This is a genomic window from Hydrogenophaga aromaticivorans (genome assembly GCF_013387465.1).
Lineage (GTDB): Bacteria > Pseudomonadota > Gammaproteobacteria > Burkholderiales > Burkholderiaceae_C > Hydrogenophaga > Hydrogenophaga aromaticivorans.
Map to the genome: position 1 here is coordinate 114,433 of NZ_VYGV01000011.1, position 17,030 is coordinate 131,462.

A 17,030-nucleotide genomic window follows, 5' to 3' on the forward strand; every position below is an offset into this window, starting at 1 on the left:
CCGCACAAAGCGGATTGGCGAAGGTAGCAATACCTCAGGCGAAACCCAAGGCGTGCTCGAAGTTTAATGGACGCTCGAACCTCTTGTCCATAGCCGAGGGATGCCCACCACCAGAATTTCTTCTGGTGGTGGAGTCCAATACAGCGGGCCTTTTCAAGCCTGCTCTTTCACTTTGCGGGATGGTTGACGCACCTTGGCGCGCTTTCCGTCCCTTTTGACACCGAAGCGTGCCCAAACCTCATGATCGATGGCCATAGGCATCATGGTCATTTGGTCGAGGTTGACAAAGGCGCCATGGTGCTCGATCTCGCCCTTGGTGAACAACTGCCACAACAGGTTCGATGCGCACAGGCTCACCGCGGGATTGATGAACAACGACTGCTTCTCCAGCGCCTGCGCCAGCGAACACGACGGTGTGTCGTCCTCAAGCGAATCCCGCGCAGCGTCGATGAGTTCCGGGAAGAGCTCACCAACATGCGGCAGGCGCCACTGGTCATCCTTCTTCGCCTTGGAGGGCGTTACCTCTCCCAGCACAACCTGTCCATCGGCGGAGCGATTGCCCAGGTCAAGCCAGTATCGCTTTCCCCAGACCGTTCGCTCCAGGCATCGGAGGATCGCCAACCGTGCTGCACGGTTGTCAACCGCACCGATGACAAGATCGTAGTTGCCAAGTCCCTGGCTGCTGGTGTTGAGACGCCCTACAGCAGCTGACCATGGTGTCGAGAACTCCATGGCCATGTTTGCGCGATTGACCAGCGTGATCGACTTGTAGCTCCCCACATCGCAGGCATAGAAGGCCTGACGGCCGACGTTCGCCGCGCTGACGCGATCATCATCCAGCAAGGTGACATGCAAGCCCTCAGGGTGTCCGAGGGCCAACATAGCGCGATGCAGATTCATCAGACTCTCAAGCATCCTGCTGCCAGTACCGCCGGCACCAACGAGCAAAACCTTGATCTTCCTTCCAACAAGCTCCGAGTGCAGATAGTGCTTCATGCGACCACCTCGATGTGGACGTCAAGCGCCCCGCTTTGGTCCAACCGCATCGGCAGGAACCGGTCCAGACACACCAGCCGCAGACAGAGGGTCGGGCTTTCTGTATCTACCTGGCCCAACACCGCTGCGATCTTGAGACCTCCAGCATCGTCACGGTCATCGGTCGATGAGAAGAACGCCTTGTGCGATGCATGGCTGTGGATGTCCACAACCAGCACCTCGTCTTCACCCATCGGTGCTTCGGCGAAGTCCACGTGATGGGGACTCGCGTTCTGGGCTTCACGAACAGCCAAACGCCATTCAGCGGTGACTGTGTTCCAGATGAACGCCCCTGCGCATTCGTGGGGCAAAGCCTGTTCAGCCATTTCGCGGAACATGCGCCAGAGGTGCGCAGGTGGCTGATTCATCGTCAGCTCCACCGTTGGCAGGCAGGGCCCGTAGGGAGCCTGCATGCCACGTATGGATGCCAAGGGCAACAAGGCATAGAGCCACGGCGTGGAGACCTCCCGAAAGAGGCCCTCACGCGCAACGACATAGCGCTGCCCCAGACTCTTCGGGCGAACCAAATGCCCGGTTTGGGGCATCGTGGTCACGGGAAAGTTCTCCAGGACAACGCGCTCCAACAGTTCAACAGACATCAGAATTCTCCTTTTGCTTTTGGGACTTTGTTCAGCTTGTCGACCACCAGGGGATCGAGCAAGTCACCGACCACCATCGGGAACTGCACCAGACGCCGTTCAGGAAACACAGCTGCTGGCTTGGCCAGCATCTTTTTCCAAAACAGACATGGTTCAGCGCCTTTGATGAGACGGTCTTTTTCGGTGAAGTTGGGATGGGTGAAGCGCGATCCGAAGAACGTGTTCTCCCATGCCTGTACTTCCCATCGGTTCTCAGTTGATGGCAGCTCTGCACTGCCGGTGCAAACCTTGCCACGGCTCCAGACGTTGAAGAATGGCGCCTGGTAGAGCTGGTCCGACTGCATCGGTCGCACGGTTCCTTTGACGGCAAAGACGAAGAGCCCGTTGCCGGGCATCGCCATCCATACCATCCCAGGAACTGGGCACGCTCCACTGCCTGCAATTTCGAGCTTTGCCGCCTCACTGGTTTCGAAGAACATCGCACGTTGGTGCGGTGGAGTCCACCAGATCATTCTGTCGGGACCCGTTGCGAGGATTCGCGAATCAAGCCACCGTGTGGCATTGACCGCGGTCGCTTCTGTCTTGGCCAGCGACTTGGTGAACGTTGCAAGGTCCTTCTGCGTGAGCAGGCGGCCAGGCATGATCTCCATTCGGCTGTTCACTTCAGATACGGGATGCACCGTGGCAAAGGACGTCTCTTCTCCGTACCCGGATTGACGGTTCTTTCCTCCGTAGAGAAGGATGGCACCCGACAACGTGGCCGCCTGGCCACGCTCACTTACATGGACTTCAAGCATCAGATATTCACCTTAGGAAAATGTTGCAGAACCTTCTTGAGCGCTGCATGCCGCCTCACAAAGTCCTGAAATGACCGAACGAGAGCCCTGATGGAATCAGGATCTGTTGGGTCGGCCGTGAAAGTCATGTGGTATTCCGAGGACTCACCACTGCTCATTTCGTTTTCTTCGTAGTGCTGGATCACTTCATGCGCGATGTGGTGGTCATTCCAAACCAGGATGCAGCTCGCGCCATATGCATTGACCGCACTTCCCCACTCATCCTCGTCAGCTGAGCGGTGAGTTCGAAGGTTGGTGTCCATCTGCAGTTCTGCTTCCAGGTCAATCGCTGCCTGGACCACTTCGAGCAAGCTGGTTTTGGGCATCGCTGCGATGACTTGTTGAGCTGCCGTTGACGAAAGAGCTTCAGGTCGTGTGAAACCCGGGCCTTCTCGCGTGAAGCAGGCAAGCATCCAGCCATGTCCCCCAAATGAACTCAGAACATCGGATGGCTTGTACCCTCCTGCATGCTCCTCGAACACCTGATCGTCATCTATGTCTTCGGACAGGCCGTAGTCATCGCGGATGCCCTGTGCCTGTTCAGCATCAGTCAAACCAACGTCGAACCACATCATGTCCACGAGGGACCCAATCAGCGATGGTGTGTAGATGGGATAGCCATCAGCATCACCAGCTGAAATCGTCTTGTAGACGAACCATCCGAGGCCTTCATGCATGGCGTTGAGCGACTCAATCACCGGCCCCAACATGAGCGTTTCAATTTGCGGGGTAGCTCCGACAACCAGTTTCAGGTCGTCATCGCCGAGTGACAGATAGAGGTCAAGTGCCAGTGGATCATCAGGTCCGCACTGATCCAACACATAGGCCTGCAACTGTTTTGCGAGGGTCTTCTTGAGGTCTGTGAACTTCCCCTTTGGAAGCACCACGCCATTGGCGTGGGCTTCCAGGGAAAACTCCGCAGCGTTCTTCTGCAGACACGATTCAGTGGTCTTGAGAACCACCGGAATCGCGCTGTTGATGGCTGGTATGCACCATGAGCCACCAGCGAAGGGCTGAGGATTTAGCCGAAGCGACTGAAGGCCATCGATCCAGGAAGGATCGCCTGCGAGTGCCCCTGCATGTTCACAACCGTTTGAACGGTCTTCGAACATTCCTTGTTCTCCTTGATTTCGTCTTTGGATGCGTTCGCCAGCGGACTGTCCTTCACGAAGAAGGTACCTGCCGCAATGCTGCGAACGGCCTTGTGGTGCCCCACCGCCCCCTTGCTACCCGCCACGCGAGCGAAGGTGTAGGTGGAAACGCCGTTCTTGGTCACGGGTCCCTCAACCACCGCATTGAGCAGCTCCGGGTACTGGAAGGCATAGACCTTCATGACCTGTTCCGGCGTCTTGTCGGACGCAGGATCGGAGAGCGTGATGCCCTGGTAGCGGAACTTGCGAACCAGCTTCACTTCAGCGATTGCCATGTGCTTCTCCTTAAAGGGTGAAGGGTTGCGGATCGATGGCCGGCGCAGGGAGCGCAGCGCTCGGCTGTTGGGCCGAGGCGTCACTGCCTGAGGGGACATCACCTTCTTCGCCGTCGCCATCACCGTCGCCGTCGCTGTCCAACGCATCGGTCAGCAAGGTCGGCTTTGACGCAACAGAAGGACGCTTGGACGTCGAGCCTTTTGCAGATGCAGCGGCTTTGCTTGCAGCTTCATCCTTGGCGGACTTGGCTTGGGCGTCGACCTGATCCTGGAACTGCACCAACTGGTCTTGCAACGAGGTGTTGGCCGCCACGTAGGTCGCCATCACATGCGCGAAGCCAGAGTCGAGTTCGGCCGCAGACGCGGTGAACGTTTTCGCAACCAGGCCGGTTGCGGCCTTGTTCTCTTCGCTGCTGGGCAGGACAGTGACTTCGATTTCTTCACCGACGGCACGCATGACAAGATGCAAGGTCACACCGCGCTTGAGCAGTTCTTGAACATTGGTAAACAACATGGGTTTCTTTCAAAAGAGTTGAGATGTGTCGGAGCCACCGCATTGCTGCAGTGGTGTTCCTTCTTTGAGTTGATTCGCAGGCTGTTACCAGCTCACGAGTTTGGGGATGCGGCCTCGGTACTCGAAGCCCTTGACTTCGAGAATCGCCTTGATGAAGTCTTCCTTGCCCAAGGCGCGTGCTTTCGCATACTCCTTGTCCATGGCCGCGGCAATACCGAGTTCGCCGGCGACGACATCGATTTCGTTCTTCGTCAGCTTCTCGAAAAAGCCCTTGTCCACCTTCCAGTGGTCGGCGAGCTTCACTTCGAGGGCCTTGAGTGCACTCACAACGTCTTCGATGCCCATGCCCATGGGGCCGGAGCGGACGTTGCCTGCAATCGCACTGATGGCCTGTCCCAGATCCTGCTCACGCAGGTCAAGAACGGTTGCAAGCACCTTCCCGAAGGAATGCGAGCTCTCTCCACCCAGGATTGCTTTGAGGTCGGTGCCGAGTCCTTGAGCATCGAGATGCCCAGGGTGCGTCAAGCAAATAGCCAGCAGCACAGCCCGGTTGTTGACCAGAGAAGCGTTGGAGACGACGCGCTTGAACACGCTGCGCCACAACTCTTCCCGGTATTCCTTCACGCGATTCGACGGCTCGGGGTAGACCACCTTCTTGTCCTTTTCCTTGCCCGAGTCGTTGCCGGGCGGGGTTGCCCCCTTTCCGGCCGCCGCACCACTCTCACGAGGGCCAGGGCTTGCGGGTGTTGTCACCTGGTTGGCGGCCTGCTGAGTGAGCTTCGCGGCTTCAGCAGCCTTTGCTGCTGCGACCTCATCGCTCACCCGTTTGGCCACCATCGTGGTGTTGCAGGGGACATCCATGCAGAGGTTTTTGAACACCTTGCCCAGCTTGTCCGGCGCTGCAGCGACCACCGCACCAAAGTTCTGGCACGCGCGACAGGCCTGCGCCTGCTCGATGCCAACACCCTTGGCGCCTTCGGCCACCAGCGGGATCACGGTGAAGTTTTCGCCGGGGCGAACGACTCGCACGTTCTGGAATTCCTCACGCAGCGCGTTTGCACGGCCCGCAAGTTCTGCTTCGGTCTTTTCGTCGTAGCACTGCTTGTTGGTGCAGCGCCCGCCATTGATGACCTGGGCGAAGAGCGCAGATTGATTGCCAGAGTTGTGGACGCAGCCAGCGCACTGATCCTTGTTGAAGATCGCACTGTCGAGAACCAACGCAGCCGAGTTGATGACATCCTTGAATGCCTCAACCGTCATCTGCTTCTGCGAGCTGAGCAGCATGGCCAGAGCGGAAACCTGGGTCTCCTTTCGGCAGACCGCAAGCAGCTCAGCATGCCCCAGCAAGATCTTCTTCTGATGCAATGCCAGGCGCACCGGCTCGATCGCATACATGAGCGCAAGACGCTTATCCAGCGTTGTCACACTCCAACCCATGCGTGTGGCGGCTTCAGCCCGGTCACCTTTGCAGTCCCCAAGAATCTTGGCAGCTGCTTCAGCCTCTTCCAACGGCGTCATCGGTTCACGGGCGATGTTCTCGGTCAATGCAGCTGCATCGGCGAGTTCGTCTTCCATGTCTTTGATCATCGCTGGGATGAAGGCTTCATCACCATAGACCTTTCGCCACGCACGAAGGCGGCGCTCACCGGCAATCAGCTGAAAGTCATCAGCGTCACGGCGGACGAGAATGGGCGTCAGAAGACCACCCATGGCACGAATCGAGTCTTCCAACTCTGTCATGCTCTTTTCATCGAAGTGCTGGCGCGGGTTTCGACCAGCTTTGATTCGGCAAACCTGAATGTTTTGCCCTTGAAATTCTTCTGTTTTCACGAGTACCTATCCTTTCTGCATAGTTGCAGTGTTGAGAGATAGGCAAGCCAACAAAGGCTTTCCAACGGGCTCTTCAAAAGTCCGTTAGAAAGCCCTCCGTGGAGGACTCTGTTTTTTGGATCAATGGGCTTCAGGGTTTTGAATGACGGGCGGGTTCATCAGTTTGGCGATGACCTTTTCGTACTCGATGTGCCCTTCTCCCCAAAAGTCCAGGGACCGCAGGGCACGCGGATGGCATTCCGCTTGCGCTCTGTCCCTCGCAAATGGAACCAGACGCCAGACCCTGCACGGCAGCGTGCAATCCACAGCTCTACCTGCCCCGGTGACGTTGTGGCTGAAGAACCAGAACAGTCCTTCCTGCAGTTCCCCGGTCCTCTCGAAAAAGTCCAGTGGCTGTGCATCCTTCAGGGCTCCCGAGAAGCTGCCATGTCCACTACGAAAAGCGAAGAAGCTGCCCACGATGCTGGTTTGCAGTTCCCACTCCAAGTCATGGCTGATCCGCCGCACATGCCCATTGGGCCAATGGACGATGTCGCCAATCAGAGGCCTCTGCAGCTTGTCAAAGAGGTTGAGCCTTGCCGCGGCGAGTTCGTCTCGAATCAGCTGATTCCTTGCGTCAAGACCAGCGTTGATATCACCCGACATGATCGACCTCCATGCCGCCCAGGGCCGCATCCACACCACTGCCATCAATCAACGCCAAGGCCTTGAAGACATCAAACCCATCGAAACTGGTTTGTGCCAAAAAGTGCTGTACGTCTTGCATGCGCACGCGCACACGTCTGTCAGTGGATGCTGAGATCACGGCCTTGCACAAGTCATCGTTCATGAAGTGGCGAAGTCCTTCTTCGATGACATCGTCATTCATGAAACCTCGCAGATCGCCATCGACAGATTCGCCGGCAACGTCGTCACCGTCGAGGTCTTTCCATTCGATGTCTGCGTTCAAAGAATATGCGAGGCCCGCCTCGCTATCGTCGCTGTAGTAGCAGGCTTTGCTGAGCTTGATTTCGACGCTCTCAAGGTCGGCATTTTGAACAAAGAGCTTCACAAGCTCGACACCAACCTCGGAGAGGTCTCGGACCATCACGGCCACACTCGCCTTTTCCTGCAGTTCTGCAATCTGCTTCCACGTTTGCTTCCCTGTGGCTACGAGGCCACCTTCCTGCCGGAGGCCTGTGAGTTGCGGGAGGACACGGATGCACTTTTCGGCGTGGACACCGGCATCCCACGATGCGATTCGGTCATCACTGGTCTGCCAGGATGGACCGACACAGCCGAAGGATTCGAGAACGATGGAATGTGCTTGATCGAGGTCTTGCGCCTGCACTTGCACTTCAGCTTCGAAGGTGAAGGCGACTTTGACGAGATGAGAATTCATTTGAACTTCCTTCATTGGATGCCGGCATGTGCGGCGGTTGATGAAAGAGTCTGCTCAGAAGCATTTTTGTGATGACACCCATCACCACAAAAATGCCCCCGGGTGGGGGCATGGGTTCAGTCTTCGACAACGTTGAGTTCACGAAGAAGAACATCACCTGGTGACACGGTGACGGCCAGAAGCCATGTCAACCCGTTGCCCTCGCAAGGTTGTAGACAGGGGTACTGCGCTGCCCTTGATGAAGCTCCGAATCCCAGACATTCAGGGATTGTCCAAGTCTTCGAAACAGTGCTTTGACCAGTGCATACAGCACGCTCTGGCCCAGCAACTGGTGAGCCCTGCCCTGTGCCATGTCATCGATCAAGTGCTCAGGTACCTGTTTGATCCTTGCATGCTCCTTTGCAGTGAAGAGCCGGTAGATGCCATCTCGATCAGGGTGCGCGAGTAGAGGATCGGTTGATCCACCTTTGTGATAGCCCTTCCGCAAAACCGGCACGCTGGTGTCCGTTGGGTGGACGATTTGCATACCGAATCCGTTGCCCTTTTCTGCGTCGCGAATCGCCTTGGTCTTGAGATACTGAAAGTCTCGCCAGGATGGGTCATCCAGCGGGACTTCTTCAAGTACCTCTGACACTGTTCGCACGGGGTTGCACACAGGCGCAATGCCTGCAAGGTCCACCTCGATACCATTTGTGGCGGCGACCATGAACCAGCGGGTGCGGTTCTCAAGCACACCGAACTCTTTCCCGTTGAGGATGACTTCGTTCACGCTGTAGCCACTGTCACGCAGGTGTTGTCGGATGATCTGAGCCGAAGCTGTCTGCTGGTATTCCTTGACACACTCGACGACCACAACGGCCGGTTGCGTGCGCTGGACCACCATCAAGAAGCTCGCCGCCAGATGCCCCACTTCAGGATGCGACTCCATCATGTCCAGGCCTCGCTTGGAGGCGCCAGCCCGGGATGCACCTGAGCAAGGGATACCGACTGCCAGCACGTCAACCTGAGGTATGCGCTGCATCAGCCACTCGTCTTGCACCGCTTCCTGCATTGGAGCCGCGAGGCCCATGCTCCCTGCACCCCAGACCTCATTCCTGCCTCTGGAGTGCTCCATCAGATCGTCATCGATTTCATTGGCGAAGGCCATTTGTGCTTCGATGCCGGCGTCTGCCAACCCGTGGTGTGCAGCGTTGTCCAAGATGCCTCCACCATGCGAGAGAGAGGCGCTGACCAGCTGGCCACGAGATAGGTTCTCACGCAAACGCCGCAGCCGTCTGCGTGCGTTGGCCTCGGATGCAATAGGCATCGCGCTAATCACTCCATCCTGAATCACGAGGCGGACAGCCTTGAGGCCATCCAATGCCGATAGCGCTTCCTTGCTGTTGATGTCGATGACGGGAAAGACTTTGCCACCGCGTTCCTTTCTGGACACACGGTACTGCCCATAGTCATCGAGCCGGAGGACGATCTTGCCGTCATCGACTTTGCGGTTGTAGGCCGCACCAGGCACAAAGCCCGCCAACGCCAGGAACTGGGTTTCCATGTAGATCCTCGGAGCACCCTTGTTCTGTCCTATCTGTTGGACCAAGTACTTTCGAATAGCCATTTTTGGCCTCCTTATTGATGCTGCAAATTGGCAGCTGTTGGAAGGAGGTAAGCCGATAGGCTTTCTGCTGGGATTGCCCAGTAGAAAGCCCACCCCCAAAGGGGCAGGCTCTGTTTGTCCAGCTTCGCGCGATGGATCAATTCCTGGTGCGAACCAGTCGAACCCATCCCGGTGCTGTAGACACGTGGTAGCCGGGACCCGGGTGTGAAAAGTCCACAACCCAGAACTCGCCTGGCAGACCTTGGTAGCTGGACGAAGACCAGTACCACCCGTCTTTGGGTGAGGCATTTGATCCAACAAGGGTCTGCAACTCGTCGATAGTCGGAACACGCCAATCGTCGTGGCCATGGTTCAGCGTTGGACTGGCGTTGACTCGGTCAACAAGTTCGGAAACATCACCTGGGCGACCGTCTCCCCAGTTCGTGTACCGCATCTGTCGTTCATCGCACGCGACAAGCCATTGAAGCTGGCTGCTCGCGATCACATCATGGCCGGCCATATTTGGACTGAAGCGCTCGCATGCGTGCTGGTGCAGCTCAAGATCCGAGTTGTTGGTCATGGGCTCACAATTGGTAGGTTTCATGGTGCCTTTCTCCCCATACACAGGGGTCTATTGAAAGGGACAGCCGGTGGGCTTTCTTATGCCCTCAACAGGCATAAGAAAACCCGCCGAAGCGGGCTTTGGCTGGGTGACAGATCAGCCCTGAGGACGGCACTCGATGAGTTCGTTGCCCACGATGGTGAATGCAATTTCGCCATCTTCGCTCAGTGCCTCGGTCTGATGCAGTCGCATGTACTCTTGGGCATTTTTGACAGCATCGGGGTCGACAGGAATCCGCTTGCCGTTGGGCTTGAGGAACATGGTCCAGTAGCTCTGCCATGGTGCGCCCTTGGAGCTCGGGAATCCCACAGTCATGGGCACGGGGAGCAGCTCCATCTTCGCGCCTGAGATCGCGGCGATTTCGAGTGGTGCTGTGAGTTTCAGTTTCATGGATACCTTTCTATATCCGCACATAGCGGTTGTGTTGAAAGGGTGGTGCAATGCACTTTGATCTGCAGAAGATGCACAGCAAAATGCACGTTGAACAATGCGCCGCATGCGCTAGGATGAACCACGTTTTATCCAATTCTCAGGAGATCACCATGACCACTTCCAGCAAAGAAGTCGGCGAGCAACTCAAGAGCTACGACCCTCAAACGGCTGAGCAAGTCAAAGCGGACTTCGACGCCGGCAAGACGCTGCCCACGGACAAAGACCATGACGTGAACGTGATGGCCAAGCGCTTTGAAGCGATGGGCCTGCCAAGTAGCACCTTCGAAAAGATATGCAAGGACGCAGGCCTTTGAGTGAGTCCGAAGACTCACTCAAAGCCCGCTAGACCACGCGGTTGAACTTGGCGTTCGCCCACGCAACCCCCACCCTCTGAAGTACATCACTCGGCGTGTGGCCGATGATCCTCTCTACGTTGCGTACAGAGACCCATTGGTTGCCACCGCCACCCCAATGGAACTGAGTGTGAAACCGCAGTCCCATACTTTTCAACGCACTCTCTTCTGAGACGATAACGGTCGTCGGATCGTTGACAAGGCCCTTGGTTGAGCCGAGCAACAAATAGACGCGATCGTCCTGAACTTCTATCACTATCGCAGGCCGCACTTTGGTCTGGCTTCCGTAATGCACGAATGCATACACGACACAGCCAGGAACAAGCTTCTTCTGATACATCGCGTCTCTCCTTCGGTTCCAAAAGGTTGGTAACAAATGGAGGAGAGCCAGGCTGGGCTTTCTCAAAGCACGGGCCTTGAGAAAGCCCATCCTCAATTGGATGGGCATGAATATTCGAACTGGCTTGATGTCTGCAGGATCTGCAAAGAAGCAGTGGATGGCTTGCATCCACGACAGATCGTCCTCGACTAAAGAAGCCCGGCGTTGGCAAACGAGAAGAATGCGCTCCGATTCACGATGACGTGGTCGATCACACGCACATCGATCAGCTGCAGAGCAGACTTCAGGGTTTGCGTGAGTGCTTCGTCCGAACGGCTCGGTTGAAGTTCGCCTGATGGGTGTTAGGTTGCATTCGCGTGTGTCAACACGATTGGCTTTATCAGGAGATCTGCTTAGACTGGCGCATGCCCGAGCAGCCCAAGCCTCTTTCAGAGGCGAGTAGCCCGGCGCGCCCCGCGTTTTGCGGCAACTCCATGGGGGTTCGCGGTGATGCTGGCTCGCAGATCATTCAGTGCTCCAACGTTGGCACAGCTTCGCCAGATGCCGGCCAGCGATGCCTTGGCTTTGCTGGCCGATCACGTCAAGCTTGATCCAACCTACCTGCCCGTCAAGGACCGTCACAGCTGCCGTTGGCACGCGAGCACCGCGCTCGGTGATTTCGAGATACTGACCACGGGCGTCAAGTGGTACGACACGCGAGCTTGCGCTGGCGGAGGCGGCGCCATTGATCTGGCGATGCATGTGCTCGGTCTGTCGTTTGTCGATGCGGTCAAGCGGCTGACCGCAAGGTAGGTCGGCGTGGTCCAGGTCGTTCGCAAGTCGGCACTGCCGGATCCGTCCGAGGTGATCGATCGGTTAGCGCCGGCAGCGGCGCGAGCGCCTGCAGTTGCGCTGCGCGAACCAAGGCCGACGGGCTTCCCGCTCCTGTTCACGGCGCAGTGGCAGCTGATCGAGCCGGCGGTCGCTTTCCTGCACGAACACTTCGTGCAGCGCGCCCACACGATCGATACGCTCAGGACCTATGCCGAGGTGCTCTACGACTGGTTCGAGACCCTGGAGCAGAACGGTGTTCGGTGGGATGGCGCTGACGCCGTGGACCTGGTGGCCTATCGCAACCGGATGCTCACGCAGCCGAGCGCGCACACCGGCAGACCGTATCGCATCGCCACCATCAACCACCGTGTGCGCGGCGTGCTGCGGTTTTACGACTGGGCGGTGCGCACGCATTGGTTGGTGGCGTCCCCCTTGGCCGGCACGGAGCACAACTTCCGCGTAGCAAGGCAGCTGCGCCCCTGCAGCGCCGATGCGAGCCGGCCAACCGATCACAGTCTGTTCGTGCTGCGCCAGTTCGAGCCGTTGCCGCGTCCGCTCGTGTCGGAGCAGGCGCGGGAACTACTGGCCACGTTGCCACCGCCGTACGACCTGATGGCGCGCTGGCAGCTCTATACGGGGCTGCGCGTGAGCGAATTGCTGCGCCTGTGCGTCCAGGACGTCAGCAAGCCTTCAGTACGGACGGTGTCGCATCACACCATCGAAGTGATCCGCAAGGGCCGCAAGCCCGGCTACGTGGTCGCCCCGGCGAGCCTGCTCGACGAGACGGCAGCGTATCGCTCCGGGCACCGGCGGGCCTGGTTGCAGCGTGCCGCCCACCGCCGAGGACGCGTTGCCGATCCCGCCGCCTTGTTCGTCAACGCGCGCGGTGCGCACGTTGGCAAGAACGCCTATCAGCGCGTCATCAGCCGAACCGGCCAGGCCTGCGGATTCAAGGCGACCACGCACCTGCTGCGGGCGACCTTCGCGTGCATGCTGCTGGCTCGCCTGGAGCAGCTCGCCAGCGCGGGCGCCGCGATCAACCCGCTGATGGTCGTCAAGGTGCTCATGGGACACGAGCGCATCGAGACCACCGATCGCTACCTGCGCGCCATTGCCGTGGAGGCCGGCACGCTCAGAGAAGTGCTGGACACGCTGTTGTCGGAGGTGCCGTGACCGTGGGCACTCGCCGCCGCCCAATGCCTCGCGGGTTCACGCACAGCGCCGATCTCGTTGAGGGCGGAGCAGCGCCCGCTCGGTTCGAGGCGCCTCGCCAGGTGCGACGCACCGTCATCGACTTCGGCTCGCTCGACCTGCCCGCGGACGTCCAGGGTGCTCTGGCCGAGGCCTTCTGGTGCCACTTTGGCGCGATGGCCGAGCGCTGTATCCCCGTGCGCTGGTTCCACATCCTGGTCTTCGAGCGCTTCGTTCGAGAATCCGGCGCCATCAGGTGCCTGGCCGACGTTCATGGTGGCACGCTCCTGCGCTACGTCGAGTGGTTGAACACCCAGTGCCGGCGAGATGGCCAGCCGTGGACCAAGTCGAGTCGGGCGAGCGCGTTCACGACCCTGCGCAAACTGCTGCAGTGGATCGAGCGTTGCCGCCCCGGGCGTGTTGCGAGCATCGAGTACCCATTCAACCCGTTCCCCTGGCGCAACCGCGATGCCCGACCCCACGACAAGATGCCTGCGGGCGAACTGCGGGCGTTGCTGAAGGCCTGCGAAGCAGACATTGTTCGCATCCGTGCTGGCCGTGAGGCCGCTGCGGCGCAACGCATCGCCGACGCCGGCCAGCCGGGAACCCTCGGCTGGCTGCTCGAACACATCGATCGGCAATGCGATGGCATCGTGCCCAGCGCGCGCGACCTGTCGCGACCCGGGCAGTGCACCGTGCGGACGACCCTCCAGCGCTTCGGTGGCGTGAGGCAGGTCGAACCGTGCCTCTATCCGCGCGCCGAACTGCTGTTACCGTACTACCTGGCCATCATGGCTCACGCAGCGGGCAACCCCGAACCGATCGCCGAACTCGGTCGCGACTGCCTGCAGTCCCTGCCACTGCTCGATGACCGCCAGGCGCTCGTGTGGTTCAAGGCCCGCTCCCACCGCATCCAGCGGCGCACGTTCAGCAGCGCCGACTGCTTCGAACCGCCAGCGCTCATTGAGGAACTGCTCGCGTGGAACGAACGGCTGCGACCCCTGGCGCGCGTGACCGAGCGTGATCGCCTGTTCCTCTACAAAGCCCTGCGCGGCGTGACGGCACTCACTTGTGGCGCAGCCAAACACCTGGTCAAGGCATTTTGCGAGCGGCACGGCCTGCCGCGGTTCTCTCTCGTGTCGATCCGTCCCGGGGTGCTCGCGAGCTTCTACCGCGCCTCGGGCGACCTGCGCCGCGTCAAGGCGATCGCCAACCATGCGCACTTGTCCACCACCGTGCGCTACGTCCAGACGCCCGAGGTCCAGGCGCAGCACCGCTCTCGCATGGCCGCCCTCCAACAGGCCTTCATCGGGCACATCGAGCGCGCCGCAGCCAGCGCATCCCAGCGTCGCCCCATCAATCCCAGGGGCTACCGCTCACCGGTGCCCGGTGGCGAAGTCGTGTCGATGTTCGGCTTCGGCTGCAAGGACCCCTTCGCCGGTGCGGCGGCGGGGACGCACCCCGGTGAACTGTGCACGAATTTCATGGGCTGCTTCACCTGTCCAAACGCCATCATCACGCCGGATCCGCCGACGCTGGCTCGGCTGCTCCAGGCGCGTGACCACATGAGGGCTGCCGCCGCCTTGCTGCATCCAGCGCGCTGGCAGGCCTTCTACGCGCCGCAGTTGCGCATCCTGGAAGAAGACATCCTTCCTCGCTTTGCCAGCCGCGAACTCGCGGCCGCCCTGCCCTTGGTGGCACAGCTGCCACCGCTGCCCGATCTTCGATGAGCTGGCCCCATGCGCGCAGCGGCAAACCTTCTTCTCGGCAGTCCGACCCCAAGGAGCCGAACCCGCGCACAGGCGCCCGAAGCGCGTGCGTGGTTCCTCGACGCCGATTGGGACGACCCGGTCTGGGTCTTCAAACCGACGAACGCGCTCGAAGAGGCCAAGCCGGTGCGCGTTGACTGGCGCTTCAAGCTCCCGGGCGGGCAAGTTTTCGTGGGACATCGGTATGCAGCGCTGCTGCACAGCAGCAAGCAGCTCATCGCGCTCATCCGCAGTCGCTCGCTGGGCACCGGCCTGCCGCAGCGTGCGAGCACGGCTGCAGGCTACTTCAACTACCTGCGCGAACTCGTGCGCTGGATGGATCAGGCCGGCTTCTCTCGCTTCACCGATCTCGACGCGACAGCACTGCTGCAATTCCAGCGCGCGCTTGCCCTGAGACCGGGAACTCGGCGCCCCACGCTCGCCCCCACGACGGTGCAGAAGTACCTCTACCTGCTCACGTATCTGTATCGCTTTCGCGATGAACTCGACGACGGGTTGCGCATCGACCCTTTTCCGGGGCGCAGCCAAGGCGATGTCGCTGGCGTGCACGACGCCGATGTCCGTCGCTGGCCGTACACCCCGCAGGCCGTTGCGGTGGCGCTGGTCCAGGGCGCCATCGATCTGGTCAAACGTGGTGCAACGCCGATCCTGCAGGCCAGGGATGTCTATGCCGAGGCCGTAGGAGCCGCCAAACAGCAGGGTTACCTCACCGACGCCTGCACCAATGCGGCAACGCGCGCTTTACGTCACGCACGTGTCCGGGTGCCTGGCCAGCCGCAGCCGATCCTGACGGTCGGTGCGCTCACGCAGGCGATCGACATGCTCTACGCGGCATGCTTCGTCGTCATCTCGTACCTCGTCGGACCGCGGGCCAGTGAGATCCTGCACCTCCAGGCGGGCTGCGTGCAGCGCCGTGGCGGCGCCGCCGCCGAAGAGATCACCGTGATCGTCGGTGCGATTTTCAAGCGCCAACCGGAGTACGCCGGGCGGCCACACGAATGGGTTGCACCGCCGGTGGCCGCGACCGCCATCGCCGTCCTCGAAGCCTTGTCGGCCGGGCATCGCGCTCAGTCTGGGCGGCCCCATTTGTGGCTGCGCCGTGGCCAGACCCCAGGTGCCACGGAGTGGCAGCGCCCATGCCCCGGCACGCTGGGTATCGTGTCGACCAGGCGCATGCGACTGCTGCTCAAGCGCTTTGCGGTGTGGCTCGGGCTGCCGCAGCATGAGGGCAGAACCTGGCAACTTTCCACGCACCAGGGGCGCAAGACCTTCGCACGGTTCGCGGCATTGCGCGACGGATCGGCGTTGTTCGCTCTCGCGCAGCACCTGGGCCATCGCGAGCGCGCCGTCACCGACTGTGGCTACGCCGGCTCCGACTACCGGCTCAACCAGGAGATCGAGACCGAGATCCTCGAACAATCGACTGCGGCCTGGGAGCACATGCTCGCCGCACCCGGCCTGGGCGGGCGCGCCGGCGCCGAGATCGTGGCCAAACGCCCGCACTTTCGGGGGGCCCGGCTCAAACAGGACCTCAAGAGCTACGCCCGGCTGCTGGTGGACGCCGGCCTCGTGCTCGGCGTGTGCGACTGGGGATTTTGTGTCTACCGCGAGGAACACAGCGCCTGCCTGGGCAACGCCGCCGGACCGAATCCGGCGCGCCGTGAGCCCTCCACCTGCGGGCGTTGCAAGAACTTCGTGGTGTCGCAACAGCATCGCGCCTACTGGGTCGAGCAGGTCCGTCGGCACGAAGCGCTGCTCGACGAGCCTGCGCTGCCGTTGCAGACGCTGCGCATCGTGCGCGAGCGGCTCAACGAGGCCCGTGCCTTGATCCACTCGATCGACGCGGACAACCCGGGAACCGGTCATGGCCCACACACCGCCCCATGATCCGACCGAGGTCGCACCGGCGCAGCGGCTTCGCGATGCCCTCGCGCAGTTGACGGCGGCGGATGGGGGTGCCGCGCCGACGGCCAAGGCGCTGTGCGAACTCGCTGGCGTCTCGCGCAACGCGCTGTACCGCTACCACCCCGACATCCTGATCGAGCTTCACCGACTGCAACATCGTCGACGGCGAACATCGGGCCCCTCCGCACTGGCGTTGGAGCAACTGCGCGCCGACAACCGGAGCCTGCACCACCAAGTGGCCATGATCGCCGCCTTGGTCGATCACTATTTCTGTGCCTGGCAAGAGAGCCAAACCTTGCTGGAACGTCGCGAGCGCGAGCTCGCTGAGCTGCGCCGCCACGTCAAACCCAAGCTGGTTTCGATCCAGCACAAGTGAGCCCGGCAGCGCAGGCCATGAGC

General features: G+C 60.2%; 19 protein-coding genes and 1 pseudogene. 6 read left to right on the top strand and 14 right to left on the bottom strand.

All coding sequences use genetic code 11. The features are described from left to right. Positions 1-153: 153 nt before the first annotated feature. The 12 genes from F3K02_RS13035 to F3K02_RS13090 form a co-directional block, all read right to left on the bottom strand. Entirely contained in the window at positions 154-996 is an 843-nt protein-coding gene (locus F3K02_RS13035; protein ID WP_177136061.1) for a PRTRC system ThiF family protein, read from the bottom strand. Further along, entirely contained in the window at positions 993-1,634 is a 642-nt protein-coding gene (locus tag F3K02_RS13040) for a PRTRC system protein A (protein ID WP_177136062.1), read from the bottom strand. The genes F3K02_RS13035 and F3K02_RS13040 overlap by 4 nt, the downstream gene beginning before the upstream one ends. Next, positions 1,634-2,431, bottom strand: coding sequence for a PRTRC system protein B (locus tag F3K02_RS13045; RefSeq protein WP_177136063.1), 798 nt, complete (start codon positions 2,429-2,431; stop codon positions 1,634-1,636). Before F3K02_RS13045 ends, F3K02_RS13040 begins: the two co-directional genes overlap by 1 nt. Then, positions 2,431-3,582 (bottom strand): PRTRC system protein F, encoded by a 1,152-nt coding sequence (locus F3K02_RS13050; protein ID WP_177136064.1) that lies wholly within the window; start codon positions 3,580-3,582, stop codon positions 2,431-2,433. The genes F3K02_RS13045 and F3K02_RS13050 overlap by 1 nt, the downstream gene beginning before the upstream one ends. Further along, positions 3,492-3,896: a PRTRC system protein C gene (locus tag F3K02_RS13055; RefSeq protein WP_177136065.1), complete on the bottom strand. Its 405-nt coding sequence runs from the start codon at positions 3,894-3,896 to the stop codon at positions 3,492-3,494. Before F3K02_RS13055 ends, F3K02_RS13050 begins: the two co-directional genes overlap by 91 nt. A gap of 10 nt (positions 3,897-3,906) precedes the next feature. Continuing rightward, positions 3,907-4,410, bottom strand: coding sequence for a PRTRC system protein E (locus F3K02_RS13060; RefSeq protein WP_177136066.1), 504 nt, complete (start codon positions 4,408-4,410; stop codon positions 3,907-3,909). An 84-nt stretch (positions 4,411-4,494) separates the two neighbouring features. After that, positions 4,495-6,240, bottom strand: coding sequence for a PRTRC system ParB family protein (locus tag F3K02_RS13065; RefSeq protein ID WP_177136067.1), 1,746 nt, complete (start codon positions 6,238-6,240; stop codon positions 4,495-4,497). A 120-nt stretch (positions 6,241-6,360) separates the two neighbouring features. Beyond that, positions 6,361-6,885: a hypothetical protein gene (locus F3K02_RS13070; protein ID WP_177136068.1), complete on the bottom strand. Its 525-nt coding sequence runs from the start codon at positions 6,883-6,885 to the stop codon at positions 6,361-6,363. Next, positions 6,875-7,621: a hypothetical protein gene (locus tag F3K02_RS13075; protein ID WP_177136069.1), complete on the bottom strand. Its 747-nt coding sequence runs from the start codon at positions 7,619-7,621 to the stop codon at positions 6,875-6,877. Before F3K02_RS13075 ends, F3K02_RS13070 begins: the two co-directional genes overlap by 11 nt. 187 nt (positions 7,622-7,808) lie before the next feature. Beyond that, complete coding sequence (locus tag F3K02_RS13080; protein ID WP_177136070.1) at positions 7,809-9,164, bottom strand: DNA cytosine methyltransferase; 1,356 nt, start codon at positions 9,162-9,164, stop codon at positions 7,809-7,811. A 199-nt stretch (positions 9,165-9,363) separates the two neighbouring features. Then, positions 9,364-9,810 carry an Lcl C-terminal domain-containing protein gene (locus F3K02_RS27980; RefSeq protein WP_177136071.1) on the bottom strand — a complete coding sequence of 149 codons (447 nt, stop codon included), beginning with the start codon at positions 9,808-9,810 and terminating at the stop codon, positions 9,364-9,366. A 114-nt stretch (positions 9,811-9,924) separates the two neighbouring features. Beyond that, on the bottom strand, positions 9,925-10,218 hold the full coding sequence (locus tag F3K02_RS13090) for a hypothetical protein (RefSeq protein WP_177136072.1): 294 nt from the start codon (positions 10,216-10,218) through the stop codon (positions 9,925-9,927). 152 nt (positions 10,219-10,370) lie between these two features. Between F3K02_RS13090 and F3K02_RS13095 the strand changes: the two genes are divergently transcribed. Then, complete coding sequence (locus F3K02_RS13095) at positions 10,371-10,574, top strand: hypothetical protein (RefSeq protein ID WP_177136073.1); 204 nt, start codon at positions 10,371-10,373, stop codon at positions 10,572-10,574. Between the two features lie 28 nt (positions 10,575-10,602). Here the strand turns inward: F3K02_RS13095 and F3K02_RS13100 are convergent, their stop codons facing one another. Together F3K02_RS13100 and F3K02_RS13105 are read right to left on the bottom strand one after the other, a co-directional pair. Next, a complete protein-coding gene (locus tag F3K02_RS13100) occupies positions 10,603-11,121 on the bottom strand; it encodes a hypothetical protein (RefSeq protein ID WP_177136074.1) in 519 nt (172 codons plus the stop codon). A gap of 20 nt (positions 11,122-11,141) precedes the next feature. Continuing rightward, a pseudogene (locus tag F3K02_RS13105) lies at positions 11,142-11,294 on the bottom strand (JAB domain-containing protein); the annotation flags it as partial. Between the two features lie 181 nt (positions 11,295-11,475). Here F3K02_RS13105 and F3K02_RS13110 point away from each other — a divergent pair. The 5 genes from F3K02_RS13110 to F3K02_RS13130 all read left to right on the top strand — a co-directional run bounded on the left by F3K02_RS13110 (position 11,476) and on the right by F3K02_RS13130 (position 17,007). After that, on the top strand, positions 11,476-11,745 hold the full coding sequence (locus tag F3K02_RS13110) for a hypothetical protein (RefSeq protein ID WP_246309438.1): 270 nt from the start codon (positions 11,476-11,478) through the stop codon (positions 11,743-11,745). A gap of 6 nt (positions 11,746-11,751) precedes the next feature. Then, positions 11,752-12,939: a tyrosine-type recombinase/integrase gene (locus F3K02_RS27785; protein ID WP_177134545.1), complete on the top strand. Its 1,188-nt coding sequence runs from the start codon at positions 11,752-11,754 to the stop codon at positions 12,937-12,939. Between the two features lie 101 nt (positions 12,940-13,040). Beyond that, positions 13,041-14,687 (top strand): hypothetical protein, encoded by a 1,647-nt coding sequence (locus F3K02_RS13120; RefSeq protein WP_177134546.1) that lies wholly within the window; start codon positions 13,041-13,043, stop codon positions 14,685-14,687. Between the two features lie 9 nt (positions 14,688-14,696). Next, positions 14,697-16,613, top strand: coding sequence for a hypothetical protein (locus tag F3K02_RS13125; RefSeq protein WP_177134548.1), 1,917 nt, complete (start codon positions 14,697-14,699; stop codon positions 16,611-16,613). Then, on the top strand, positions 16,591-17,007 hold the full coding sequence (locus tag F3K02_RS13130) for a hypothetical protein (RefSeq protein WP_177134550.1): 417 nt from the start codon (positions 16,591-16,593) through the stop codon (positions 17,005-17,007). Before F3K02_RS13125 ends, F3K02_RS13130 begins: the two co-directional genes overlap by 23 nt. Positions 17,008-17,030: the final 23 nt, after the last annotated feature.

Bases quoted from the DNA above. Each gene is read 5' to 3' on its own strand.
- F3K02_RS13095 (WP_177136073.1), top strand. From the start codon at position 10,371: ATGACCACTTCCAGCAAAGAAGTCGGCGAGCAACTCAAGAGCTACGAC.
- F3K02_RS13050 (WP_177136064.1), bottom strand. From the start codon at position 3,582: ATGTTCGAAGACCGTTCAAACGGTTGTGAACATGCAGGGGCACTCGCA.
- F3K02_RS13100 (WP_177136074.1), bottom strand. From the start codon at position 11,121: ATGCAAGCCATCCACTGCTTCTTTGCAGATCCTGCAGACATCAAGCCA.
- F3K02_RS13125 (WP_177134548.1), top strand. From the start codon at position 14,697: ATGCGCGCAGCGGCAAACCTTCTTCTCGGCAGTCCGACCCCAAGGAGC.
- F3K02_RS13090 (WP_177136072.1), bottom strand. From the start codon at position 10,218: ATGAAACTGAAACTCACAGCACCACTCGAAATCGCCGCGATCTCAGGC.
- F3K02_RS13045 (WP_177136063.1), bottom strand. From the start codon at position 2,431: ATGCTTGAAGTCCATGTAAGTGAGCGTGGCCAGGCGGCCACGTTGTCG.
- F3K02_RS13130 (WP_177134550.1), top strand. From the start codon at position 16,591: ATGGCCCACACACCGCCCCATGATCCGACCGAGGTCGCACCGGCGCAG.
- F3K02_RS13070 (WP_177136068.1), bottom strand. From the start codon at position 6,885: ATGTCGGGTGATATCAACGCTGGTCTTGACGCAAGGAATCAGCTGATT.
- F3K02_RS13060 (WP_177136066.1), bottom strand. From the start codon at position 4,410: ATGTTGTTTACCAATGTTCAAGAACTGCTCAAGCGCGGTGTGACCTTG.
- F3K02_RS13040 (WP_177136062.1), bottom strand. From the start codon at position 1,634: ATGTCTGTTGAACTGTTGGAGCGCGTTGTCCTGGAGAACTTTCCCGTG.
- F3K02_RS27980 (WP_177136071.1), bottom strand. From the start codon at position 9,810: ATGAAACCTACCAATTGTGAGCCCATGACCAACAACTCGGATCTTGAG.
- F3K02_RS13035 (WP_177136061.1), bottom strand. From the start codon at position 996: ATGAAGCACTATCTGCACTCGGAGCTTGTTGGAAGGAAGATCAAGGTT.
- F3K02_RS13080 (WP_177136070.1), bottom strand. From the start codon at position 9,164: ATGGAAACCCAGTTCCTGGCGTTGGCGGGCTTTGTGCCTGGTGCGGCC.
- F3K02_RS13075 (WP_177136069.1), bottom strand. From the start codon at position 7,621: ATGAATTCTCATCTCGTCAAAGTCGCCTTCACCTTCGAAGCTGAAGTG.
- F3K02_RS13055 (WP_177136065.1), bottom strand. From the start codon at position 3,896: ATGGCAATCGCTGAAGTGAAGCTGGTTCGCAAGTTCCGCTACCAGGGC.